Source organism: Pseudarthrobacter raffinosi, assembly GCF_023913735.1.
Taxonomy (GTDB): domain Bacteria; phylum Actinomycetota; class Actinomycetes; order Actinomycetales; family Micrococcaceae; genus Arthrobacter; species Arthrobacter raffinosi.
This window is the reverse complement of the sequence record NZ_JAMXBH010000002.1, coordinates 290,669-314,537: the sequence shown is the minus strand read 5'-3', so window position 1 is coordinate 314,537 and position 23,869 is coordinate 290,669. Positions and strand designations below refer to the sequence as shown.

Genomic DNA, 23,869 nt, shown 5'->3' with positions numbered 1-23,869 from the left:
TGAAGGCGCATGAGGTCCTGGCGGGGGTTGATGGCTCCAGCACAGGCGGAGGGGCTGCGGACTGGGCTGCGCAGAGGGCGGACCGGCTAGGCCTCCGGCTGCATTTGGTGCGGGTGGTGCCCGAATCCTCGTACTACAGGGTGCCGGCGCAGTACGTGGAGGCCGTGGCCGAGGCGCAGGTGCTGCTGGGCCTTGCGCGTGACCGGCTGGCCGCGCGGCATCCGACGCTGCAAATCCTCACCAGCTGGCAGCCGGGCGAGCCGGCACCGATGCTGAGCCTGTTGTCCGTTGGCGCCGAGATTGTGGTTCTCGGTTCGGACCGTTCCGCAGACGGGCGAGGGGAGGGATTCGGGTCGGTAAGCTTTCAGGCAGTAGTCCTCTGCCGGAGTCCCGTCGCAGTCATTCCCGCGCCAGCGGCGACGAACCATATCGGAGTGGTGGTCGGCGTCGACGGATCGGCTGACTCCGAAATTGCCCTTAAGATGGCGGCGGAGGAGGCGAGCCGGACCGGAGAGGGACTGACAGTGCTGCATGCGGTGTCGAAAACGCTGCCTCCAGCCAACGCAGGAGGCAGGACGGGAATAGGTCACAGCCGTGAGCCTGATCCCCGGGCACTTATCTCAGAAGCAGCCGGCTATCTCAGAAGCAGCCGGCCGCATCCGGGAGCTCTTTCCGGGGCTCCGTGTCCGCGAAGCGCTGGAATCGGATGACTCGCCTGCCGATGTGCTCATGCGAGACGCAGCACAGGCCAGCTTATTGGTTGTTGCTGGCACTGGGGGAGGACCCGGCAGCCCGATGGACAGCAAGTGCCTACGCCATTGTGGTTGCCATCATCCGGTCCGGCTCCATGGTCAAGGCGCTACGCAGCGGCCGTTGGGGGATTGATCTCCTGGCGGTAACTGCCATTGCCGCGACCGTGGCTGTAGGGGAGTACGTGGCAGCCCTGATCATCGTACTCATGCTCGCTGGAGGCGAAGCCCTGGAAGAGATCGCCCAAGGCCGGGCCACCCGGGAACTCAAGTCCCTGCTCGAGCGCGTGCCGCACACAGCCCACTGCGAACTGCGGGGCCTGCCGCCGGAAGACATCCCCGCCGAAGCAGTTCGCCCCGGCAATATCCTCCTGATCCAACCGTCGGCCCGCTATACGGCGTCGAAATTCGACGTCACCGGGCTGACCAAGAGCGCAGCACTGGACCTCGCCCGCTACGGCATCCGCGTCAACTCGGTGCACCCTGGCGCCGTCCTGACCCCCCATGACCGAGGGTCTCGAACTCAATACCTCGCACGTTGCCCTTAATCGGGTAGGCCGACCGGAGGAAATCGCAGAGTTGGTGCTCCATCTGTCGGGCGCGGAATCCAGCTTCGTCACCGGCGCCCAATTCGTCATTGACGGTGGAGAAACTGCCGGGCTTGCGCACAATCCAGTCACCGGAGCATAGGATCGCTCTGGGCTTGGACGACGGTACGGTGTCCACGCTGCGCGCGGTAGATCCGCCGGTTGTGGCAATGATGAGGTCAAACAGACCCTTCCGGTGAAGGCTGCGCTGTCGACGGCGGTCAGGTCGCCGCAGTGCCCTTACCAGGACCTTGGCTGCCAGGACCGTTCGCCTCCCAGTTTCAACGTTCGCCATCACGGCTTCCTGCCCCTNATGCGGTGTCGAAAACGCTGCCTCCAGCCAACGCAGGAGGCAGGACGGGAATAGGTCACAGCCGTGAGCCTGATCCCCGGGCACTTATCTCAGAAGCAGCCGGCCGCATCCGGGAGCTCTTTCCGGGACTCCGTGTCCGCGAAGCGCTGGAATCGGATGACTCGCCTGCCGATGTGCTCATGCGAGACGCAGCACAGGCCAGCTTATTGGTGATTGGCTGCCGGGGACGGGGCGGACTTCGGAAACCCATCGGGTCCATAGCCGAAAAGGTCCTCATGCGGTTGCCTTGTCCCACAATCATCACGCGGTCTGCATCTGAACCGGCCCCCGTCCCCAGCCCGCAGCTGCAGCTTCCAGGCGTGACCTTTGGCCCTACTGACAGGCCCACCACGGCATGACTCTGGAGGAGACTCAAAGCACGGCAGGGTGCGGGGCCAAAGAAATTGTTTCGATGACGAAGGACTCCCGCCCTGGAGGCGTCCGAAGAACCGCAGGTTTTCCCCGTGCATAGAGGTCCGGATAGATGGCGAGCTCTTTGGCGACCAGCCCGATGTGTCCCTTAGGGCGCGCGAACGCCGGAACCATGGCCTCGCCGACGACGGCGAGCAAACCGGCGTCGGCGGGGATCAGCCCGCCCGCCGCACGGACTGCCCCTAGGGTTCCCCGCCGGGGTTAGCGCCGCCAGGTAGGCACCCCACCCGGCTGAGGCGCGTTCGGCCTCGTTTGGCTGAAGCGACTCTGCCCGTAGTCGTCCAGCGGCACAGCACAGCCGCAGCAGGCGACTGTAGGGAGTCTTCCGGCCCTGTTTGGCGCGGCTGATGACCGGAAGACTCGAGCTACGAGATGGAGCTTTCNCCCAATTCGTCATTGACGGTGGAGAAACTGCCGGGCTTGCGCACAATCCAGTCACCGGAGCATAGGATCGCTCTGGGCTTGGACGACGGTACGGTGTCCACGCTGCGCGCGGTAGATCCGCCGGTTGTGGCAATGATGAGGTCAAACAGACCCTTCCGGTGAAGGCTGCGCTGTCGACGGCGGTCAGGTCGCCGCAGTGCCCTTACCAGGACCTTGGCTGCCAGGACCGTTCGCCTCCCAGTTTCAACGTTCGCCATCACGGCTTCCTGCCCCTTTCTATTAGGCAGGAGGGCCGTCCCGAGTGTTCAGGAGGTCATGGCATGGAAAGTGATGAACGTCCGGCAACAGTTTTATCCGATGAACAAGCATGGAACGTGCTGGGACGATGTCAGCACGGTCGCCTTGCCGTTTGTGCTGTGGGCTGATATGTAGGCCCCGTTGTCAAGAGGCAGAGGTGAGCGGCTCCTGGCTTTTTGGTTCCAGGGGCCGCTCATTATGTGCCGGCCGGTTGTGGTTTCGGTGTTGGCGAGTCTTTTCTCGACTGCAGTGTCAGGCTGATATTCGCGGGTTGGTTACCGCATGACGATGTGTTCGGCTGGAGCGTATCGGTGGTCTAGTTTCGAGCGTCGACAGTTGAGGCCCGTCTGCTCATAGCCCAGTCTCGGGTTAGCTCCGCGTGCTGCCATCTCACTTCCACCACAGCCCGGGGGCACGTTCTTGTCAGGCCGCGTTCATGCGTTCTCCTTGCTGGAGCGGGGCGGCGAGGGACCAGCACCAGCCCGCAAGTTCGCGGGCGATCGCGGTGTTGGCCTTGACTGACATTTTGTGCCGTTCATCAAAGACTTCCCACTTGTGGTGGAGCCGGCGGTTTCCTTCCAGGGCGCGGATCCGGGTTGCCGGGGCGACGAGATCGAACTGGCGCAGCAGCCGTTCCCCGGGCCGGGCGTAGGGGCGCCTGTGCTGCCAGGCGGCCTCGATGAGGAGTTTGCGGGCATAGGTGTTCCCGGCCTTGGTGATCGGACCCTGATGCCGGGATTGGCCCGAGGAGTCCTCACTGGGGACCAGCCCGAGGTAGGAGCCGATCGAGGAACCGGTGAACCGGGTCCAGTCCCCGATCTCCACGGCCAGCCCGAACCCGGTCGTGACCTGGATGCCGCGCAGGCACATCAACGCGTCAATCACCGGGGCGTAGCGGCACGCCGCGGCCGTGGCGATCACCTGCCTGTCGACGCGTTTGAGGTGCCCGGCGAGGAGTTCGGCCTGCTCGACATCGGCCTCGTAGGTGAACTGCAGCGCCGGTTCGGCAAAGCGCTGGCGGTGCAGCCACAGGCCGTGTTCCTGCGTCCATCTGGTCTCTTTGGGGTAGCGGATGCCGTGGCGCAACAGGATGGCGTTCACGTGCTGGCGGGCGTGCGCGAGGTCCTTGGCCGTGCCGGAGCGCAGCCGGGACAGGTCCCGCAGGGCTTCTTCTTCCGGGTCCGGGATCCGCACCTCGGTGACCGAGCCGACCGCGAGCATCTCGGCGAGCACCCGGGCGTCGCGCCGGTCGGTTTTCACCCGGTCCCCGGGGGCCCGCAGCAGTTTGGAGGACGCAGCGACGACGCAGTTGACGCCCGCAGCCTGCAAGTACCGGGCCAGGACGAACCCGGTCGGGCCCGATTCGTAGACGACCTTGACGGGCGGCTCGAACCGGCGGACCCACTCCAGGACCACGGCAGGATCAGAAGCCATGGAGTGAGTGCTGATTTCACCGGTGGCCGGGTTCAGGGCAAGGCCCACGACGTTGACCGCGTGAACATCCAGACCAATGAAAGTATGCTCAAACATAGCCGGGACCTCCCAAACTTCACATGTGGCACTACCATTGCACCCCCGACGAGCCGTCAGGCCAAGGGAGCCGATGATGGCAACCCACGGACCCTGTGAAACAGAAGGCCCCGGCCCCCAGACCCCTCTTGCCGATACCTGCCCCGTCCCGGATAAAGGACATCACCGCCGGGGACCAGGCCCCGCAGCGCCGCCCACCACACAAACGGCCACGGATTACACCGAAGCCGGCGCTGCGGGACCGCCCGGCGATAATGGCCGGTCCCGGACGGGCCAGGACCTGCACCCCTCACTTCATATCGTCTAGCCCGACATCTACCCCATCAATTTCCTCGCGCACGACGGGGTGTTGCTTATGCGTACAAATCCGGGAACGAAGCTGGCCGAACTGACGGTGAATGAAAGAGTGGCCTTCGAGGTGGACGAAGTGGTCGACGACGCGGCTTGGAGCGTAGTGGTGGAGGGCACCGCCAGAGTCATCGAGTCACAGTCTGAGATTGATGAGGCTGACAAGCTCCCGCTCAAACCGTGGATTCCGACGCGGAAATACACCTATGTCGAGATCACGCCGACACGCATTAGTGGTCGCCATTTTGAACTGGGAGACGAACCTGAGCGGTACTGAGCAGTGGCTTCAGCGGGTCATGCTGCAGCTCATGCAACCAGGTTTCACCGTCCGGATGAGATATTGACAGCTCGACCCATCCCTTCCCGCGCTGCGGCTGGCGTCCGATGAGCAGACGCTACAGGAATCAGGGCAGTTCTGAAAGGCCCCGGTATGTAGTGGGGGCCGCGGCTGTCAACTAATGCCCGATCCCGTGGCAGGGGTGCTGCGCGCCCCTGCCGGTTGCCGAAAACCCGGTCAGGACCCTGTGCGCGGGACTTTCTACTCTAGGCAGTATTGCCGGGCAGGAGTCCGATGGAACCATGACGGCAGGAACCGCACCATCGACCCGCTGGCCCACGATTTCCAAGGACATCTCCGGTTTCCCGGTCCGGCCGAACCTGGTGGACTACGAGGCGGCGTGTGCCGCGTTCTCCTGGGATGAAGCCCGGCGCGCCCTGTCAGGGCTGCCTGGTGGCCGGGGCGTCAACATCGCCTACGAGGCGGTGGACCGGCATGCCGCCGGTGAGCACGCCGGCCGCGAGGCGCTGCGTTTCGTCCGGGCCGACGGCAGCACCCATTCCTTCAGCTTCGCGGAGCTGGCCGGGCAGACCAACCGCTTCGCCGGCGTGCTGCGCAGCCTGGGAATCGGGCGCGGGGAGCGCGTCTTCTCGCTTACCGGCCGCGGGCCGGCCCTGTATATTGCGGTGCTCGGCACGTTCAAGAACGCCAGCGTCTTTTGCCCGCTGTTCTCCGCGTTCGGCCCCGAACCGGTCCGTCAGCGGCTGCACCTGGGATCGGGCCGGGCGCTGGTCACGACGCGGGTGCTGTACCGCAAGAAGATCGCGCAGCTCCGCGATTCGCTCCCGGAGCTTCAGCATGTGCTGCTGATAGACGCCGAGGGCGATCCGGAACCGGGAACCCTGGACCTCGCCGCACTGATGCGGGAAGCCCCGGCGGACGGGGAGATTGCCGCGACGCAGGCCGAGGACATGGCCCTGCTGCACTTCACGAGTGGCACGACGGGGACACCGAAGGGAGTCATCCACGTGCACGACGCCGTCACCGCCCACCATGCGACCGGCAGCTTCGCCCTGGACCTGCATCCCGGGGACGTCTACTGGTGCACGGCCGATCCCGGCTGGGTCACCGGCACCTCGTACGGCGTGATCGCGCCCCTCACTCACGGGGTGACGACGATCGTGGACGAGGAGGAAATGGACGCCGACCGGTGGTACAGGATCCTCGCCGAACAGGGCGTCACCGTCTGGTACACCGCCCCCACCGCCCTGCGGATGCTGATGAAGGCCGGGGCGGAACGCGCCCAAAGCCACGATTTATCCGCCCTGCGCTTCGTCGCCAGCGTGGGGGAACCGCTCAACCCGGAAGTGGTGGTCTGGGGCCAGGAGGCCTTCGGCCAGCCCGTACACGACAACTGGTGGCAGACCGAAACGGGTGGGATCATGATCTCCAACTACGCAGCCACGGAGATCCGGCCCGGTTCCATGGGCCGGCCGCTGCCCGGCGTCGGGGCTGCCTTAGTGGCGCGCGATGACCAGGACAAGCCGATTGTCCGCGACGGTGAGGCGGTGCTCGTGACGGTGCCTGATACGGTGGGCGAACTGGCGCTCCGGCCCGGCTGGCCTTCGATGTTCCGCGGGTATCTGCACGAGGAAGAGCGCTACCGCCGCTGTTTCGTGGGCGGCTGGTACCTCACCGGGGACCTCGCGAAACGCGACGCCGACGGGTACTACTGGTTTGTCGGCCGGGGCGATGACATGATCAAGTCCTCGGGGCACCTGATCGGCCCGTTCGAGGTGGAAAGTTCCCTGATAGAGCACGAGGCCGTGGCCGAGGCCGGGGTGATCGGCGTCCCGGACCCGGTGGCCGGCGAGGTGGTCAAGGCCTTCGTGGAGCTCCGTCCGGGTTGGGAACCCTCCGAGGCCCTGCAGCTGGACATCATCGGTTTCGCCCGCAAGCGGCTGGGCCCGGCGGTGGCGCCGCGGCTGCTGGACTTCACTACCGCGCTGCCCAAGACCCGCAGCGGCAAGATCCTCCGGCGCCTGCTCAAGGCCCGCGAGCTTGGCCTGCCGGAGGGCGATACCTCAACCATCGAGTCCTCCCCCGAGGCTTCCCCTCCGAAGGCCCCGCCGGAGGATCAGAAGTGACCGGCCCCATGTCCCCGACACGCAGCCCCCTGGATCCGGAGCACGGCCGGCACCTGCTGCTGCAGATGCTCCGTGTGCGCCAGCTCGAAGAAAAGTGCGTCGAGCTCTACAGCGCCGCGAAGATCCGCGGTTTCCTGCACGTCTACATCGGTGAGGAAGCCGTCGCGGCGGGCGTCCTGGAGACCCTGTCCCCGGACGACGCTCTCGTCGCCACCTACCGGGAGCACGGCCACGCCCTGCTCCGCGGCGTCGCCGCGGGTGCGATCCTGGCCGAAATGTACGGCTACGTGGAGGGCTGCTGCCGCGGACGTGGCGGATCGATGCACCTCTTCGACGCCGCCACGCACTTCTACGGCGGAAACGCGATCGTCGCCGGCGGGCTGCCACTCGCTGTCGGGCTGGCACTGGCGGATAAGATGGCCGGACGCTCCAACGTCACCGTGTGCTTCTTCGGCGAAGGCGCCGTCGCGGAAGGCGAGTTCCACGAAAGCCTTAACCTCGCCGCACTCTGGCAACTGCCCGTGCTGTTCTGCTGCGAAAACAACCTCTACGCCATGGGAACCGCACTGGGCCGCTCGGAATCACAGACGGACATCGCGCTCAAGGCCGCCGGCTACGAGATCTCGGCCTGGGCCGTGGACGGAATGGATGTCCTCGCCGTTGAGGAGGCCGCACGCCGCGCCGTGGACGCCGTCCGGTCCGGCGGCGGCCCGCATTTCCTGGAACTACGCACCTACCGTTTCCGCGCCCACTCGATGTTCGATCCCGAACGGTACCGCGAGAAGGCCGAGGTCCTGAGATGGCAGGAGCGGGACCCGATCACCCTGCTCCGCAGCAGCATGGAGGCGGCGGGCCAGCTTGCCGGGGAAGAGTGGGCGCAGCTGCAGGCGGACGCCGAGGCGGAGGTCGCCGCCGCCGTCGACTTCGCCGAAGCGGGGACGCTGGAGCCGGTGGAGGAACTCACGCGCTTCGTCTACAGCGAGCGGAGCGCACCATGAAGTCCAGCTACCGGGAGGCGCTGCGGGCCGGGATCCGCGACGCGATGCAGCGCGACCCGCGCGTGTTCCTGATGGGCGAGGACGTTGGGGCCTACGGCGGATCGTTCGCGGTGAGCCTGGGGCTGCTGGAGGAATTCGGCCCTGGGCGTATCCGGGACACCCCGCTGTCCGAGTCCGGGTTCGTCGGCGCCGGGATCGGCGCGGCGCTCGGCGGGATGCGGCCCATCGTGGAGATTATGACCGTCAACTTCAGCCTCCTCGCCTTGGACCAGATCGTGAACAACGCCGCATCCCTGCTGCACATGTCCGGCGGGCAGTTCCACGTGCCGCTGGTCATCCGGATGAGCACCGGTGCCGGCCGCCAGCTGGGCGCCCAGCATTCGCACAGCCTTGAAGGCTGGTACGCGCATGTCCCCGGCCTGCGCATCCTCGTCCCGGCCACCCTTGAGGATGCCCGCGGGATGCTCTGGACGGCGCTCGAGGACCCGGATCCGGTGCTGATCTTCGAGCACGGCTCGCTTTACAACGTCGCCGGTGAACTCGACGACAACGCCGGCCCGGTGGACATCGACTCCGCCGCGATCCGGCGTCATGGCAGTGACATTTCGCTGATCACCTACGGCGGGACTCTTCCCGCCGTGCTCGACGCCGCCGAGCAGCTCGCGGGCGAAGGCATCGACGCCGAGGTGCTGGACCTGCGCACGCTCCGGCCGCTCGACGAGGCCACCATCCTCGAATCCGTCGCCCGGACGCACCGGGCAGTGGTGGTGGACGAGGGGTGGCGCAGCGGGAGTATTTCGGCGGAAATCAGCGCCCGGATCACCGAGAACGCCTTCTTTGACCTGGACGCGCCCGTGGGCCGGGTCTGCAGCGCCGAGGTGCCGATCCCCTATTCCAAGCACATGGAACTGGCCGCCCTGCCCTCCGTAGAGCGGATCGTCGCCGCGGCCCAGGAGGCGGCGGGGGCCCGTGGGTGAGTTCCTGATGCCCTCCCTCGGGGCCGACATGGAGCACGGCAAGCTCGTCGAGTGGCTGGTCAAGCCCGGCGACTACGTGCGCCGCGGGGATCTGGTGGCCGTCGTCGACACCGACAAGACCATCATGGACGTGGAGTCCTTCCAGGAGGGCGTGGTTGCGGATCTCCTGGTCGACATCGGCGAAACGGTGCCGGTGGGCACCCCGCTGGCCCGGATCACGCAGACCCCGGCCGAGACCGGCCCGCCGGCCCATGAGGGGCCCCCGGCCCGGGCGACGGCTAAGGCTGCTGTTTCGAAAACGGCTGTGCCGAAGGCTGCCGCCCCCGAAGCCCCCGAGACAGCAGCCCCGAAAGAAGCCGCCCCGATCGCGCCCCCGGTCCGGCACCTGGCGCACCGGCTGGGAGTGGACACCGCCAAGATCCACGGCACCGGCAAGGGCGGGGTTATCACCCGGGCGGACGTGGAGCATGCCGTCGCCGCCCGCCCCGGCAGCCGGGTACGGTCCTCGCCCCGGGCGCGGCGGCTCGCCGCCGAACTCGGCGTCGAGCTCGCCACCATTTCCGGCACCGGCCCGCAGAGCGCCGTGACCGAGGCGGACGTGCACCGCGCCGCGGGCAGTCATGCGGAGGCGCTGGTCCCCGAGGTTTCCTCTCCCGCCCTGCACGCGCCCCCGAAGGGAGCGCCGGAAGAGCCTGTCACGGGGAAGACTTCGGAGGCGCGCGAGCGTTTGGCTAGCCTGCGCCGCGCCATCGGCGCCTTGATGTCGCGCTCGAAGAAGACCATTCCGCACTACTACCTGAGCACCACCCTGGACCTGCGTGCCGCCGTCGACTGGATGCAGTCCGTCAACGCCCAGCGTCCCGTCGCCGCCAGGCTCGTCCCCTCCGCACTTCTGCTCAAGGCTGCGGCGCTTGCGGCCAGAGACGTGCCGGAGGTCAACGGTTTCTACGGCGACAGCGGGTTCCGGCCGAGCGCCTCGGTGCACCTCGGCGTCGCGGTGGCCCTCCGCCAGGGCGGGCTGGTGGCGCCTGCGATCCACGACGCCGACACACTGCCCGTGGAGGTGCTGATGGAGCAGCTGCGCGACCTTGTTAGCCGCGCGCGTGCCGGCCGGCTGCAGCGTGCCGAAATGGCGGATCCGACCATCACCGTGACCAACCTCGGGGACCTGGGCGTCGAGAGCGTCTATGGCGTGATCTATCCCCCGCAGGTCGCCATGGTCGGCTTCGGCCGCGTGATGGAACAGCCCTGGGCGCAGAACGGAATGCTCGGGGTGCGGCACGCCGTCATTGCCACCCTCTCGGCTGACCACCGGGTCAGCGACGGCCTGCGCGGGGGCCGCTACCTCGCCCGCATCGAAGAGCTGCTGCAAAAACCGGAGGAGCTATGAACGAACAGGACGCCCGCGAGGCGGTCCATGCCGCCATCGGCAAGGTCGCACCGGATGTGGACATGGCGGACGTGGACGAGGATTCCCGGCTGCGGCAGGACCTCGAACTCGATTCACTGGACTTCCTGCGGCTCGTGGAAACCATTGACACAGTCACCGGCGTCGACATTCCCGAACGCGACTACCCCGCGGTGGCTACCGTCAAAGGACTCATCGATTACCTCGCCGCCCGCGGCTGAGCAGGCCAGCACCGGGATCAGCAGCGCCCGGTGCCTGAACTGCTGGGCGCTCCGGACGACGACGACGGCGGGCGTTCGCCGCCGTCGTTCCGGAAGTGACTTTCGGCCCTACGTGCGGACCCGTCGTGGGCGGAAGCTTGGGGTAGAAATGGGCAGCGGACGGGAGCACCATGAAACACCAGCAGCCGACCCTCCGGTTCCTCGGAGCCACCGATACCGTCACCGGTTCCAGGTACCTGATCGAATCCGGCGGCAAGCGCGTGCTGGTCGACTGCGGACTCTTCCAGGGCTACAAACGCAGCCGCGAACGCAACCGTGCCCCCTTCCCCGTCCCGCCGCATTCCATCGACGCCGTGGTCCTGACTCACGCGCACCTGGACCACACGGGATACGTTCCCGCACTGGTCCGGGACGGCTTCGGAGGTCCTGTGTACGCCACCGAGGGCACCATCGAACTCTGCACGCTCCTCCTCCCCGACAGTGGGTATCTGCAGGAAGAAGAGGCTAGGTTCGCATTCCACCGCGAATCGTCCAAGCACAGCCCGCCGCTTCCGCTCTACACGGCGGCTGACGCCGTGAAGTCCCTTAACAGTTTCACCATCCATGGTTTCGACGACCCGCTGGAGCTTGGCGGCGGCATGGAACTGACGTTCCTGCCCGCAGGTCACATCCTGGGGGCCGCGCAGGTCCACGTCCGGATCGGCTCCCACTCCGTGCATTTCACCGGGGATCTGGGCCGAGCGGACGATCCTTTCATGTATCCGCCGCGCCCGCTTGGCGAGACCGGCGTGCTGGTGACGGAATCCACCTACGGGAACCGGAAACACTCAAGCGTGGATCCGGAGAAGCAACTGGGGGAGATCATCACCCGGGTCGCGAAACGCGGCGGAGTCATCATGTTCGCGGCCTTCGCCGTCGGCCGGGCTGAGACGCTCATGCTGTACTTGTCCCGGCTCCGCAGGAAGAACGCGATCCCGGACATCCCGGTATACCTGAACAGCCCCATGGCCATCGACGCCTCCGGAATGTACCAGCGGCACCGCGAGGAACACCACCTCAAGCAGGACGAATACGAGAACATGTACAAGCTGGCCAAACTCACCCGCACCGCCGATGAGTCCAAATTGCTGAACCTGCGTGGCGGCCCGATGATCATCATCTCGGCCAGCGGCATGCTGACCGGCGGCAGGATCCTGCATCACATCGCAGCCTACGGACCGGACCCGAAGAACGCCATCATCCTCAGCGGCTACCAGGCAGGCGGCACCCGCGGCGCGATCCTCGCCGCCGGGGAGCGTGAGCTCCGCGTCTACGGCGAGGACGTCAAGATCCGTGCCGAAGTCATCCAGATGGAAAGCCTGTCCGCCCACGCCGACGCCGACGGCCTCATTGCGTGGATGAAGGGGGCAGAGAAGGAGCCCCGCATGACCTACATCACACACGGCGAACCCGAAGCATCAGATGCCCTGCGCATCCGGATCAAACGGGAACTGGGCTGGCGGGCCCGGGTGCCTGAGCATCTGGAACAGGTCTCCATCGAGGATCCGCGGTGAATCCCGACGGGCGAGTCGGGCAAGAGTGAAGACGACTACGGACATCCGTTTCGGCTATATACGCTCAGTCGGCGTCCGGGACAGCCGCGATGACTGGGCAAATGCACCCCGCCTATACCGAAAATGACATGGCAGGAGACAATGATGTCGCTCTCGGAACGTGAGCAAAGAACGCTGGACCAGATCGCCGAGCAACTCAAGCTACAAGATCCGAAACTCGCCTCAAAGATGGGCTCCGGCGCCATCCAAACGGTGCCGGGACGACTCGTCGCAACGGTGGCACTTGTCATCGTCGTCGGATGCCTGGTCCTCCTGGCGGGCATCGCCACTCGGGCACTTTTTCTGGGCGTCGCTGGTTTCGCCATCATGGGCGTCGGCGCATACCTGGCAAGCCTCCGGATCCGCGTACCCGCGGTCCGCCCCGCCCGTGGGAGGCACCCGGCCCCTGGAGAAACCGGGCACGGATAGCCGTTATCGATAATGTGGGGGCACGCAGTCCGCCCACCGTTTTGGTCTCTCCCTTGGAAGTCGGAACCGACGTACCCGGCGCTGGGCTATGCGTAGTGGTCGTTGGCTTGACGGTTCCGAACATTCCCAAACTGCATAAGAGTGGGCCACTGCCGATCTGGTCGTCGCCGGAGCCCGGAAAGNCAGAGTCATCGAGTCACAGTCTGAGATTGATGAGGCTGACAAGCTCCCGCTCAAACCGTGGATTCCGACGCGGAAATACACCTATGTCGAGATCACGCCGACACACATTAGTGGTCGCCATTTTGAACTGGGAGACGAACCTGAGCGGTACTGAGCGCTGCGGCCCGTCGATGCCTCGGCCGAGCTTCGGTCCCGTGCCCGCCGCCGCCTCAACGTTGTCTGGGCCCGCCGGACAGCCGGCTGCATGGCAGACGCCTAGAATGCCATCTGGGCTGGATCCGACGCTCGACGGCGGCTGGTCGGCCGTGCTGACAATGACGGCGCAAGTGATCGTTGCCTTCCTCGTGATCCCGCTCCTCGTGCATTTAGTGGGCAACGAGTGCCGCTTCGCTGGCAGTGGGGCGGGCTCTCGCTGTTGGACATTGTCGAGTTCCTGATCGAACGGATCGAGGAGGACGAGGCGGCTCCCCGGAAGCTGCTGGAGGACATTCCAGGAATACCCGATCGCCCTGACGTACCCCGACCCCGACCATCGGGATTTCCAGGCCGGCCGGCGCCCGGCTTGCCGGTTGACCGCCAAAGGAGGCCGCGCCATGCCCACCGTCTCGGATATCATCCCCACCCGCAATGACGCTCCAAAGCTGAAAACGTGCCTCGCCCTGCTGTCCCAACAGAGCAGGCCTGCCGATGAAATCATCGTGGTGGACAACGCAAGCAGCGATGACACATCTGCCATCTGCGCCACGGCCGGCGTGAGGCGCATACCTGTGGACCTGCCAGGCATTCCGGCAACGGCTGCTGCCGATTTTGATGCCGCAGCGGGGGAGATCATCGCCAGGCTGGACACCGACTCCAGGCCGCCCCAAGACTGGCTTGAGCACGTGGAGCGGATCCTTCAGGCATCCGGGCCGCTCACGGCTGTCACTGGACCCGCTGATTTTTACGGCGGGAACCTCTTGGTCCGCTGGACGGGCCGGTACCTGTTCCTGGAAGGCTATTTCACTGTCGTTGGCTTCCTGATGGGCCATCCGCCGGTGTTTGGTTCCAACTTTGCGCTGCGGCGGGGTGTCTGGGCGGCAATCCGCACCATCGTGGTCCGGGACAACGCCGATGTCCATGATGACTTCGATATTTCCTACCGCCTGCGACCGGACATGACGGTTATCTACGACCCCACCTTGCGGGTCGGGGTTTCCGCGCGGCCCTTCGCCAGCTGGTCATCGTTTCGACGCCGCGTTGCAATGTCCCTGGTGACGTTCCGCGTCGAGTTCGCGCATGAACCGCCCCTCCGGCGCCGCTTGGACCGCTTCCGGTGGGGGTACTGGCAACGGCACCAAAACGGTCCCCACCGGGACGAAAGCCCGGTTGAAGACAGGTAGAGCACGACGCTGGTCAGTCGGCTTAGGGGCAGGGCACTTTGCAGAGTCGGCAGGGCGGCCATGCGCCGGCTGGTTCCGGCGCCGAACGGCGCCTGGCCATGGATCGGGCCCGAACAGAGACCGCGACCCAATCGCTTTCATTTCTGTCCGGCACTCTGCGGGCTCGGTAACGTGTCAACACCCCTGCCGACGGCTGCGGGAATACGGTCCCGGCCCGACTCCTGCAGCGCAGCGGCCTCACGGCTTGCCTGTTCCAACAACCGTGTGTCCTGGTCGCAGGCTTCCTGCTCAACCCGGGCTGCGGACCTCGCGCGCTCCACACGTGCGTCGTGCCGGCCTGAGGCAGGATCGCAGCCGCCTGCGAAAGCGCGTCCATGGTGGTCATCGGATCACACACTCGGAACTGGGCAGACGGAGGACCCATGACGGACCGCGCGCTGCAGGTGGTCATGGTATCGGATAGCCCGGTGGCCGTCATTCCGCAAGGCCAGGGCCCGGAGGGTCGGGGAGTTGTGGTCGGCGTGGACGGCTCTGAGGAATCACTCCAGGCTGTTGCACTGGCAGCGGCAGAAGCGGACCGCGAGGGGGACGAGCTCACCGCGGTGCTGGCTTTCCGGCGCCCCGCCTGGTGGATTCAGCGTGGGATGCCTGGCAGAGGCCTGGCCGAGGCGATTCAAGAAGAGGACAAGATCGTCCTGGCTGAATCAGTCGCGGGCCTCACGGACAAGTATCCGGACCTCGTAGTACATCAGCGGCTCGAAAATGACGAGGATCCCGCGAAGGCGCTAGTGGATGCGGCAGCCAGCGCACGGTTGCTGGTCCTAGGCAGCCGTGGACGCGGCGGGTTCAGCAGGCTCTTGCTGGGTTCCACCGCTCATGCGGTCCTGCAGCGGGTACCCTGCCCCACCGTTGTTACCCGCGTTCACAAGGTTAAGCACGAGGAATAACCGCTACCGGTGCGGAGGGAACCCTCCTAGGGATTGCCTTTTCGCTCTTTGCGGTCCCGGGCCGTCCATCCTCGCGGCTTTGCGCAGGGCAGTTCTTGCGCGGCGCCGGCTCAGGGCTGCGGCATGCGGCCGAGTGTCCGGCACACGGCCAGAGTGAACCACAGTTGTAAGTCGTGGTAACGGGTCCCGCAACAGATGTCCCGTGAACAATCCATTAGGCTCCTGGTGGTCGATCAACCAGGTCTGAGCCTGGCTGATCTTCTCTCCGCGTAGATACCCCCAGAGGGCGTTGCCGAGGAGACCCACACCCGAGCTGTCCGGTGTGGCATTCTGCCAACTATTCCCGCCGTCGGTGGAGGAGAAGGCGCGTGAAAATGGTGGACGGCTGGGATCGTTTTCCTGCCCCACGAGAAGCACGGCTGCTGGGCCCGCGGCCATGTTCAGGGGATGGAAGGTGCAGTGCGGACGGGGCAGCCCGGCAGCTGTCCCGTCCCGGGCGGTCCAAGCTGATCCGTCGCTGCTCTGATAGAGCGTAATAACCGTGCCGCCGGATTCGCGGTCGGGTGTTGTGGCGAGGAGCCAGCCCTGGGCCATGCCCACGGCTGCGTTCAGGCTGGTGGCGGAGGTTTCAAGAATTGGTTCCGGCTGAAGGCTAAAGTCCGTGCCGTTACTGCTGGTGAAGGCGAAGACCTCTCCATTGCGGTGCCCGAGCAGGAGCCATTGGCCCTGGCGGGCGGTGGGCTTGTTGGCCAGCGCCATGCCGGGATCTGTCTGGCCATCAAACAAGACTGGTTGCCAGGAGGCGCCGTTGTCTGGGGAGTAGGCAGCGCGGTGGCCGTCGAAGTTGACGTGGTGATGTCCAGGACGGCGAGGACTTCTTGCCCCCGGCTAGCCATTGCTGTCAGTGAATTCCTGGTGCGGTCTTCGCTGGCCAGTGCGGTGTCGATGCCCCCGGTGTGGAACGACAGGCGGGTCCGGTCCAGCCAGCTGCCGTCGGTGCAGGCGGTGCAAAACAGTGTCAGCGCTGCCACAACGGCAGCCAGTCTCATTCGTAAGTTCATATCTTCCCCCGGCAGCTGATCCGGGCCGCGGCAGCGGCCCCTTGCTGGGGAGTCTAGGCAGGAAGGGGTGGCCGGCGCTTGTCACCGCCGGCCGGTTGTGGATAACTATTAATGCTTTAAGATTCAATAAAAAAAGGTAGCATGGTTCCGTGACACAAACACTTGGCCTGTCTCCGGTTCTCTTTCTCAGCCACGGTGCTCCGCCGCTTGCCGACGACGCTACCTGGACACGGCAGCTTCACGACTGGTCCGGCACCTTTAACAAGCCCAAGGACATCCTGATGGTGTCAGCGCACGGGAACACGCCCCCGTTACGCTGAGCGCCACCCAGCGGGATCCAGGCCTTGTTTATGACTTTGGCGGCTTCGCGCAGAAGTACTACGACGTCACGTACGACGCACCGCAGGCTCCGGGGCTCGCCACGGAGGTGGAACGGCTGGTGGCCGGGCATGGCCATCATGTCGAACGCGATGAGAGCCGTGGGCTGGACCACGGAGCCTACGTGCCTCTCAAGGAGATGTTCCCCGAAGCAGATGTTCCGGTGGTCCAGATGTCCATACCCACCCTCGATCCGCAGGGTCTGTTTAACCTCGGCATGTCGCTGGCACCGCTGCGCGAACGCGGCACCCTCATTGTCGGTTCCGGGTTCACCACTCACAATCTCCGCTGGTTCAGCCCGTCCGGAGGGCCAGACGTTGCGCCGCCGGCAGCCTCGAGCGAGTTTGACCACTGGGCCGAAGAGGCCATGGCGCGCGGCGACGTCGACGCCATCCTCGATTTCCTGAACAAGGCCCCAGCCGCCCGGCAGGCTCACCCGCGCAGCGAGCACTGGGCGCCGCTCTATGTTGGGCTCGGCGCAGCCTATGGCTCCGGTGAACTGCACGCGAAGACTGCAATCGACGGGTTCTGGTACGGGTTGTCGAAACGCTCCTGGACCCTGACCTAGGAAGCAGGCCCGTTTCAATCCGGCGCGTCCGCTACCTCGATCCGCGCGGCACAGACATCCGCTGCTGCCTTCCGCATCACCGCGCCGTTGGGATCGGGCACATCCAGGAAATCCAGCCGGGGGACTGAGGCGTAGCGCCTCAGCGCCGGTTGGTCCATGACCAGCCCGGCCAGGGTCCGGTCCCCACCGGGAGCAAGATACTCGATCTGCTGGCCGCCGAAGACCGTTGCTGCGTGTGCTGCCACTTTCTCCACCAGCTCGTCAGCCTGGTTGGCCCGGCGGCGTGCAAACCGCTGCTGGGACTGGCCACCAGCCGCCGTCCGGGACTGCACGTAGCGGGAGCCTGTCTTGGACGCAAGCAGGATGCCTTCCCTGGCCACGGCCACCGCATAGCCGCCGCGCCGCACGAGCACCAGGCCGGCCGTCCGGGGCTGGGCGGCGACGGAGGCCAGGCGCTCCAGCGGATCGGCGCCCCGTCCCGGCCTTCCGTCAGGTGGCCAGGGCGCCTGGATCAACGCAGTGGTGCCGTCGGCCGCCACCAGCCGCACACCGTCGTCGTCATCGCTGATCCGGAAGCCGCCGTGCGCGGCACCGAAACGTGCCGCCCATCCGGCCAGGCGTCCGCCGGACACAAACGCGGTCCTGACGGACCCCGGCCGGCCGGCGCCGCCGGGGGTACTGCGTGCGCTCATGGCGGGATCCCTTGCATGGAGGGCGGAAGTGGGGCAGTGAACTAATGAGTAGCCTATCTATGTGGATGATCTCTTCGCCCAAGGGCATGGCAATGACGACGACGACACTGACGAACCGTCGTCGTCCGGCCGTACCGCCGCGCCCCGCAGTCCCTTGGCCGTGCGGATGCGGCCACGCACCCTGGATGACGTGGTGGGCCAGCAGCACCTGCTGGGGCAGGGATCGCCGTTACGGCAGCTGGCGGCCGGCACCGACGCCCTGGGTCCCGCGGGGCCCAGCTCGCTGATCCTCTGGGGACCGCCCGGGACCGGAAAAACCACGCTGGCGCACGTGATCGCCAAGGGCAAGGGGCGGAAGTTCGTGGAGCTGTCCGCCATCACCGCAGGCGTCAAGGACGTCCGGCGGGTTATGGACGAAGCCCTGACAGCGCGGGACCTGTACAAGACCACCACTGTGCTTTTCCTCGACGAGATCCACCGCTTCAACAAGGCCCAGCAGGATGCCCTGCTGCCCGGCGTCGAAAACCGCTGGGTGGTGCTCGTAGCAGCAACCACGGAAAACCCGTCCTTTTCGGTGGTCTCGCCACTGCTGTCCCGCTCCCTCCTGCTCACCCTGAAACCGCTGACGGAGGCGGACATTGAAGGGCTCCTGCAGCGCGCCGTGGCGGACGAACGCGGCCTGAACGGAAAAGTGGAGCTCACGGCCGAGGCCGTGGCGCACCTCGTCCGGCTCGCGGGCGGCGACGCCCGGCGCGCCCTGACGGCCCTCGAAGCAGCAGCGGGCGTGGCCTTCGGCGATGCGGACGACGCCGCTGCCGACTCGCTGGTCACCGTGGAACTCAAGCACACCGAACGCGCCCTGGATGTGGCTGCCGTGCGCTACGACCGCGCCGGGGACCAGCACTACGATGTCGCCAGCGCCTTCATCAAATCGGTCCGCGGCTCCGACGTGGACGCCGCACTGCACTACCTTGCCAGGATGCTGGAGGCAGGGGAGGACCCGAGGTTCATTGCCCGGCGCATCGTGATTTCCGCGGCGGAAGACGTGGGAATGGCGGACCCCACAGCGCTGCAGACGGCGGTCGCCGCCGCCCAGGCAGTCCAGCTGATCGGCATGCCCGAGGGGCGGATCGTCCTGGCCGAAGCCGTGGTGCATCTGGCCACCGCGCCGAAATCCAATGCCGCGTACATGGGAATCAACAAGGCCGTCGCGGATGTCCGTGCCGGCCTGGGCAACGGGATCCCGGCGCACCTGCGTGATGCGCACTACCCCGGCTCCAAGCAGCTGGGCCACGGGCTCGGCTACAAGTACGCCCACGATGCCCCCCATTCCGTGGCCAGCCAGCAGTACCCGCCGGATGATCTGGTGGGTCGGGACTACTACGAGCCCACCGCCAACGGTGCGGAACGGGACATCGCCGTCCGCCTCGAACGCCTGCGCAAGATCATCCGCGGCAACTGACCGGCGTCGTCGGTGGAGTGGCCCCGGCAATAATGCCACCGGAGTGACGCGGGGGAGCGGCGGCCGGAGCGGCCGGCGGAGTGTGGGAATGCAGCCGAATCCTGCTAAGATTGTTCGTTGTCTGGCAAGGCGCGGACGCAATCTCCCCATCTTTCAGTATTTCTGCTGTTTCGTGGGGTAGCCCTGTGCCCAGTAGCAAAAGGCAGCGGTTGGCCGATGCTCTCCATTATGGAGGCCAGTAACACTGACACACCGCAGATATTGGAAGGACACAAGTGGCTAACAACACTCGTGCTCGCCGTACAGCACGCCTCTCGCGTGCACTCGGCATTGCTCTGACCCCCAAGGCCGCCAAGTACATGGAGCGCCGCCCGTACGGCCCCGGTGAGCATGGCCGTGCCCGCAAGAAGCAGGACTCCGACTACGCCGTCCGTCTGCGCGAAAAGCAGCGTCTGCGCGCCCAGTACGGCATCCGCGAAGCCCAGATGACCCGCGCCTTCGAAGAAGCCCGCCGCACCAAGGGCCTGACCGGTGAAAACCTGATCGAACTGCTCGAAATGCGTCTCGACGCCCTCGTGCTGCGTGCCGGCTTCGCCCGCACCATCGCCCAGGCCCGCCAGCTCGTTGTGCACCGCCACATCATGGTTGACGGCATCCGCGTTGACCGCCCGTCCTTCCGCGTCAGCGAAGGCCAGCTTGTCCACGTCCACACCCGCAGCGAAACCATGGTTCCGCTCCAGGTTGCAGCAGCAGGCGCACACCGCGACGTCCTGCCCCAGGTTCCGGCCTACCTGGACGTCAAGCTTGACGCCCTGCAGGCCCGCCTGGTCCGTCGCCCGAAGCGCTCCGAGGTTCCCGTAACCTGCGAAGAGCAGCTCGTCGTCGAATTCTACGCACGCTAAATCCCAGCAGCGTATCCAAAGAAGCCCGTGGCAAGCGCCACGGGCTTCTTTGTATGTAAGGTACTTGGGGGACATCTGCGGAACGCATCAAGGCAGCGTGCGCGGACGTAAAAGATCCACGTCAGTTTCAAGGAGATGAACGTCTATGTCTGGTGGCGATATTGCCGGCCTGATCGCAGCCGGGGTGTTCGCGCTCCTGGTGCTGCTGCTCGCCGTGCCCATCCTGAAGCTCGGCAGTGTGCTGGAGGAAGTTCGGACCTCCATCCGCTCCCTCAGCGACGGCGCCACGCCGCTGATGGACGAAGTCACCGCGACCGTCTACACCACCAACCAGCAGCTGAAGAAAGTGGATGGCATCGCCTCCAACGTTTCGGATGCGTCGGCAAACCTTTCCGCACTGTCCTCACTCGTTGCAGCGACAGTCGGTTCACCGCTGATCAAGGTGGCAGCCTTCAGCTACGGCGTGCGTTCCGCCCTCGCCAACCGCAAGAAGCCCGCACCCGGCCGCCGCAGCCGCTAAGCCACCGGAGAACTGAAATGAAACGATTTGTCTGGATGGGAATCGGCGTGGCCATCGGAGTCATTGCGTTCCGCAAGATCAGCGAAGCCCAGTCCAACCTGGGGCCGGAAGGCCTGAACCGCGCGGTGGGCCGGCTGGCTGACGGCGTGTACGACTTCGCCGATGCCGTGCGTGCCGGAATGAGTGAGCGCGAGACGGACCTTCGGGGCGCTCTCGGGATCGACTCCCAGGATGCAGCCCGCCGCTGAACGCGCGGGAAAAACGCGCGGGAATTAAACCAGCAGCCGCCGCTTGCCGGCACTGCCGTCTGAATCAATAAGTCATGCGTGGCACAACGCGTGAACCGAGAAGGGTATGTAATCAGCTCATGAAGTCGCAGGAGATCACAAAGCGCTGGGTGGACTTTTTTGTCAGCAAAGGACACACCGCGGTTCCCTCCGCCTCGCTGGTCTCCAGCGACCCCTCCCTCCTGTTCACCGTGGCCGGCATGGTCCCGTTCATCCCTTACCTGACTGCCCGCGAAGAGGCCCCTTTCGCCCGGGCCACCAGCGTCCAGAAGTGCATCCGGACCGGCGACATCGAGGAAGTGGGCAAGACCGCCCGCCACGGCACGTTCTTCCAGATGTGCGGCAACTTCTCCTTCGGTGATTACTTCAAGGAAGACGCCATCAAGTACGCCTGGGAGCTGCTCACCAAGAGCGTGGACGACGGCGGCTACGGCCTTCCGCCGGAACTGCTGTGGGTGACGGTCTACGAAGAGGACGACGAAGCCAAGGAGCTGTGGCTGACGAACACCGGCGTCCCGTCCGAGCGCATCCAGCGTATGGGCAAGGCCGACAACTACTGGCACACCGGCCAGCCGGGCCCGGCAGGCCCCTGCTCGGAGATCTACTACGACCGGGGCCCTGCCTACGGCGTCGAGGGCGGTCCCATCGCCGACGAAAACCGCTACGTTGAAATCTGGAACCTGGTGTTTATGCAGTATCAGATCGACAACGTCCGCTCCAAGGACGACTTCGACGTCGTCGGCGAGCTGCCCAAAAAGAACATCGATACCGGCCTCGGCATGGAGCGTCTCGCGATGATCCTGCAGGGCGTCGAGAACATGTACGAGACCGACCAGGTCCGGCCTGTGATCGACAAGGCTGCCGAGCTGTCGGGCCGGGAGTACACCTCGGCCGAAACACCTGAGGATCCGCACCACACGGACGACGTCCGCATGCGCGTTGTCGGTGACCACATCCGTTCGGCCCTGATGCTGATCGCCGACGGCGTGACCCCGTCCAACGAGGGCCGCGGCTACGTCCTGCGCCGCCTGATCCGCCGCGCCGTGCGTTCCATGCGCCTGCTCGGCGTCGAAAAGGCCTGCCTGCCGGACCTGCTCCCCGCCTCACGCGATGCCATGAAGGGCGTCTACCCCATCGTGGCGACGGACTTTGACCGCATCAGCCGGATCGCCTATGCCGAAGAGCGGGCCTTCCTGCGCACCATCGCTTCAGGTACCGCCCGCCTCGAAGACGCCGTCACGGAGTCCAAGGCCGCCGGCACGTCGCTGTCCGGTGCAGATGCCTTCGCCCTGCACGACACCTACGGCTTCCCGATCGACCTCACCCTGGAGATGGCGGAAGAAGCCGGACTCAAGGTCGACGAGCCGGAATTCCGCCGCCTGATGCTCGAACAGCGCCAGCGTGCCCAGGCGGACGCCAAGGGCAAGAAGGGCGGCCACGCCGATCTCAGCGCCTTCCAGGAGCTGCTGGCCCAGGGCGAGACCGTCTTCACCGGATACACCGACCTGGATGGCGAGTCCCGGGTCCGGGGCATCCTCAGCCGCGGACAGAACGTGGGGCATGCTGCCACCGGCGACGAGATTGAACTCGTCCTGGCGGAGACCCCGTTCTACGCTGAGGCGGGCGGCCAGTCGGCTGACACCGGCCTCATCACCGGTGACGGATTCGTGGTCGAGGTCCTGGACGTCCAACGCCCCATCAAGGGACTGAGCGTCCACAAGGCAATCGTCCGCGAAGGCGAGATCGGCTCCGACTCACTGGTCCGCGCAGCCGTGGACCGCGAGCGGCGCCACGCCGCCGAGCAGGCCCACACCGGCACGCACATCGTCCATGCCGCCCTGCACCAGATCCTCGGCCCCGAGGCCACCCAGCGCGGTTCCTACAACAAGGCCGGCTACCTGCGCTTCGACTTCGCCTGGGGCGAAGGCCTCAGCACCGCAACGCGTTCGGAAATCGAGGAAGTCTCCAACCTCGCCATCCGCAACAACTTCCGCGTGGACACGAAGGTCATGGGCCTGGCCGAGGCCAAGGCGCTGGGCGCCATGGCGCTCTTCGGCGAAAACTACGGCAGCGAAGTCCGTGTTGTGGAGATCGACGGCGCGTGGTCCCGGGAACTCTGCGGCGGCACGCACGTAGCCAACACGTCCCTGATCGGCAGCCTGTCGCTCCTCGGCGAGCAGTCAGTCGGTTCAGGAAACCGCCGTGTGGAGGCGTTCGTGGGCATGGATGCTTTCCGCCACCTGGCCGCCGAGCGCGCCCTGGTGACTGAACTGACCGAGATGCTCAAAGTGCCTTCCGGTCAGCTCGCCGACAGAATCGCCAGCACGCTGAACAAGCTCAAGGCCACGGAGAAGGAACTCGACCGCCTGCGCAAGGAACAGATCGCCGCGGCGGCCGGAAACCTCGTGGGCACAGCCCGGGACGCAGCCGGCGTCCAGGTCATCGCACACGACGCCGGCCAGATCGGCGGCGCTGACGACATCCGCAACCTTGCCCTCGACCTGCGCAACCGCCTCGGTTCGGCAGCATCCACCGTGGCAGTGGCCGGTGTCAGCAATGACCGGCCCATGATCCTGGTGGCCACCAACGAGGCAGCCCGGGAAGCCGGCGTGAAGGCCGGGGCCCTGGTCCGGCTCGCGGCCGGAATCCTCGGCGGCGGCGGCGGCGGCAAGGACGACGTCGCCCAAGGTGGCGGCACGGACGCCGCCAAGGTCGCACCGGCGCTGGCCGCCGTTGTGGACGCCATCTCCCGGCGCTAGGGA

At 66.1% G+C, this 23,869-nt stretch carries 22 protein-coding genes and 1 pseudogene; 20 read left to right on the top strand and 3 right to left on the bottom strand.

Annotated elements, in window-relative coordinates; genetic code table 11:
- The 4 genes from NG698_RS03240 to NG698_RS21905 all read left to right on the top strand — a co-directional run.
- Positions 1 to 710, top strand: a 710-nt coding sequence (locus NG698_RS03240) for a universal stress protein (protein ID WP_252608014.1), incomplete at its 5' end; no start/stop codon positions are given.
- Positions 711 to 760: 50 nt separating this feature from the next.
- The gene (locus NG698_RS03235) at positions 761 to 1,297 is read left to right on the top strand and encodes an SDR family NAD(P)-dependent oxidoreductase (RefSeq protein WP_252608013.1); all 537 of its coding nucleotides are present in this window, start codon (positions 761 to 763) and stop codon (positions 1,295 to 1,297) included.
- Complete coding sequence (locus NG698_RS22085; RefSeq protein WP_252608012.1) at positions 1,254 to 1,439, top strand: SDR family oxidoreductase; 186 nt, start codon at positions 1,254 to 1,256, stop codon at positions 1,437 to 1,439. The genes NG698_RS03235 and NG698_RS22085 overlap by 44 nt, the downstream gene beginning before the upstream one ends.
- Before the next feature lie 131 nt (positions 1,440 to 1,570).
- Complete coding sequence (locus tag NG698_RS21905; RefSeq protein ID WP_374210073.1) at positions 1,571 to 2,047, top strand: universal stress protein; 477 nt, start codon at positions 1,571 to 1,573, stop codon at positions 2,045 to 2,047.
- A 1,177-nt stretch (positions 2,048 to 3,224) separates the two neighbouring features.
- Here NG698_RS21905 and NG698_RS03225 read toward each other — a convergent pair.
- Entirely contained in the window at positions 3,225 to 4,331 is a 1,107-nt protein-coding gene (locus NG698_RS03225; RefSeq protein ID WP_252608011.1) for an IS110 family RNA-guided transposase, read from the bottom strand.
- Between the two features lie 313 nt (positions 4,332 to 4,644).
- Between NG698_RS03225 and NG698_RS03220 the strand changes: the two genes are divergently transcribed.
- The 10 genes from NG698_RS03220 to NG698_RS03175 all read left to right on the top strand — a co-directional run bounded on the left by NG698_RS03220 (position 4,645) and on the right by NG698_RS03175 (position 15,237).
- Positions 4,645 to 4,956 (top strand): pyridoxamine 5'-phosphate oxidase family protein, encoded by a 312-nt coding sequence (locus tag NG698_RS03220; protein WP_308293011.1) that lies wholly within the window; start codon positions 4,645 to 4,647, stop codon positions 4,954 to 4,956.
- Positions 4,957 to 5,258: 302 nt separating this feature from the next.
- Positions 5,259 to 7,103, top strand: coding sequence for an acetate--CoA ligase (gene acsA / locus NG698_RS03215; protein WP_252603682.1), 1,845 nt, complete (start codon positions 5,259 to 5,261; stop codon positions 7,101 to 7,103).
- A gap of 8 nt (positions 7,104 to 7,111) precedes the next feature.
- Positions 7,112 to 8,101: a pyruvate dehydrogenase (acetyl-transferring) E1 component subunit alpha gene (gene pdhA, locus NG698_RS03210; RefSeq protein ID WP_252608022.1), complete on the top strand. Its 990-nt coding sequence runs from the start codon at positions 7,112 to 7,114 to the stop codon at positions 8,099 to 8,101.
- Positions 8,098 to 9,078 carry an alpha-ketoacid dehydrogenase subunit beta gene (locus NG698_RS03205; protein ID WP_252603679.1) on the top strand — a complete coding sequence of 327 codons (981 nt, stop codon included), beginning with the start codon at positions 8,098 to 8,100 and terminating at the stop codon, positions 9,076 to 9,078. The genes pdhA and NG698_RS03205 overlap by 4 nt, the downstream gene beginning before the upstream one ends.
- Positions 9,071 to 10,468 (top strand): dihydrolipoamide acetyltransferase family protein, encoded by a 1,398-nt coding sequence (locus tag NG698_RS03200; RefSeq protein WP_252603677.1) that lies wholly within the window; start codon positions 9,071 to 9,073, stop codon positions 10,466 to 10,468. Before NG698_RS03205 ends, NG698_RS03200 begins: the two co-directional genes overlap by 8 nt.
- Complete coding sequence (locus tag NG698_RS03195; protein WP_252603674.1) at positions 10,465 to 10,707, top strand: acyl carrier protein; 243 nt, start codon at positions 10,465 to 10,467, stop codon at positions 10,705 to 10,707. The genes NG698_RS03200 and NG698_RS03195 overlap by 4 nt, the downstream gene beginning before the upstream one ends.
- Positions 10,708 to 10,877: 170 nt before the next feature.
- Complete coding sequence (locus NG698_RS03190) at positions 10,878 to 12,260, top strand: MBL fold metallo-hydrolase RNA specificity domain-containing protein (RefSeq protein ID WP_252603673.1); 1,383 nt, start codon at positions 10,878 to 10,880, stop codon at positions 12,258 to 12,260.
- A gap of 141 nt (positions 12,261 to 12,401) precedes the next feature.
- Positions 12,402 to 12,728, top strand: a complete 327-nt coding sequence (locus tag NG698_RS03185; RefSeq protein WP_252603670.1) for a DUF3040 domain-containing protein — start codon at positions 12,402 to 12,404, stop codon at positions 12,726 to 12,728.
- A gap of 776 nt (positions 12,729 to 13,504) precedes the next feature.
- The gene (locus tag NG698_RS03180; protein ID WP_252608009.1) at positions 13,505 to 14,290 is read left to right on the top strand and encodes a glycosyltransferase family A protein; all 786 of its coding nucleotides are present in this window, start codon (positions 13,505 to 13,507) and stop codon (positions 14,288 to 14,290) included.
- A gap of 422 nt (positions 14,291 to 14,712) precedes the next feature.
- Positions 14,713 to 15,237 carry a universal stress protein gene (locus tag NG698_RS03175; protein WP_252603977.1) on the top strand — a complete coding sequence of 175 codons (525 nt, stop codon included), beginning with the start codon at positions 14,713 to 14,715 and terminating at the stop codon, positions 15,235 to 15,237.
- Between the two features lie 3 nt (positions 15,238 to 15,240).
- Here NG698_RS03175 and NG698_RS03170 read toward each other — a convergent pair whose 3' ends face one another.
- The gene (locus NG698_RS03170) at positions 15,241 to 16,023 is read right to left on the bottom strand and encodes a hypothetical protein (protein ID WP_252608008.1); all 783 of its coding nucleotides are present in this window, start codon (positions 16,021 to 16,023) and stop codon (positions 15,241 to 15,243) included.
- Between the two features lie 424 nt (positions 16,024 to 16,447).
- Here NG698_RS03170 and NG698_RS03165 point away from each other — a divergent pair.
- Positions 16,448 to 17,244 (top strand): annotated as a pseudogene (locus NG698_RS03165) (dioxygenase family protein).
- A 14-nt stretch (positions 17,245 to 17,258) separates the two neighbouring features.
- Here the strand turns inward: NG698_RS03165 and NG698_RS03160 are convergent.
- Positions 17,259 to 17,936 (bottom strand): acVLRF1 family peptidyl-tRNA hydrolase, encoded by a 678-nt coding sequence (locus NG698_RS03160; RefSeq protein WP_252608007.1) that lies wholly within the window; start codon positions 17,934 to 17,936, stop codon positions 17,259 to 17,261.
- Between the two features lie 61 nt (positions 17,937 to 17,997).
- On the opposite strand from NG698_RS03160, the gene NG698_RS03155 reads away from it, so the two are divergent.
- The 5 genes from NG698_RS03155 to alaS all read left to right on the top strand — a co-directional run bounded on the left by NG698_RS03155 (position 17,998) and on the right by alaS (position 23,866).
- Positions 17,998 to 19,398 (top strand): replication-associated recombination protein A, encoded by a 1,401-nt coding sequence (locus NG698_RS03155; protein WP_058932351.1) that lies wholly within the window; start codon positions 17,998 to 18,000, stop codon positions 19,396 to 19,398.
- A gap of 275 nt (positions 19,399 to 19,673) precedes the next feature.
- A complete protein-coding gene (gene rpsD / locus NG698_RS03150) occupies positions 19,674 to 20,300 on the top strand; it encodes a 30S ribosomal protein S4 (protein WP_058932352.1) in 627 nt (208 codons plus the stop codon).
- Between the two features lie 145 nt (positions 20,301 to 20,445).
- Positions 20,446 to 20,820, top strand: coding sequence for a DUF948 domain-containing protein (locus tag NG698_RS03145; protein ID WP_252598913.1), 375 nt, complete (start codon positions 20,446 to 20,448; stop codon positions 20,818 to 20,820).
- A gap of 17 nt (positions 20,821 to 20,837) precedes the next feature.
- A complete protein-coding gene (locus tag NG698_RS03140) occupies positions 20,838 to 21,068 on the top strand; it encodes a DUF6167 family protein (RefSeq protein WP_252608006.1) in 231 nt (76 codons plus the stop codon).
- A gap of 119 nt (positions 21,069 to 21,187) precedes the next feature.
- Complete coding sequence (gene alaS / locus NG698_RS03135; RefSeq protein WP_252598911.1) at positions 21,188 to 23,866, top strand: alanine--tRNA ligase; 2,679 nt, start codon at positions 21,188 to 21,190, stop codon at positions 23,864 to 23,866.
- The last annotated feature ends 3 nt before the right edge of the window (positions 23,867 to 23,869 follow it).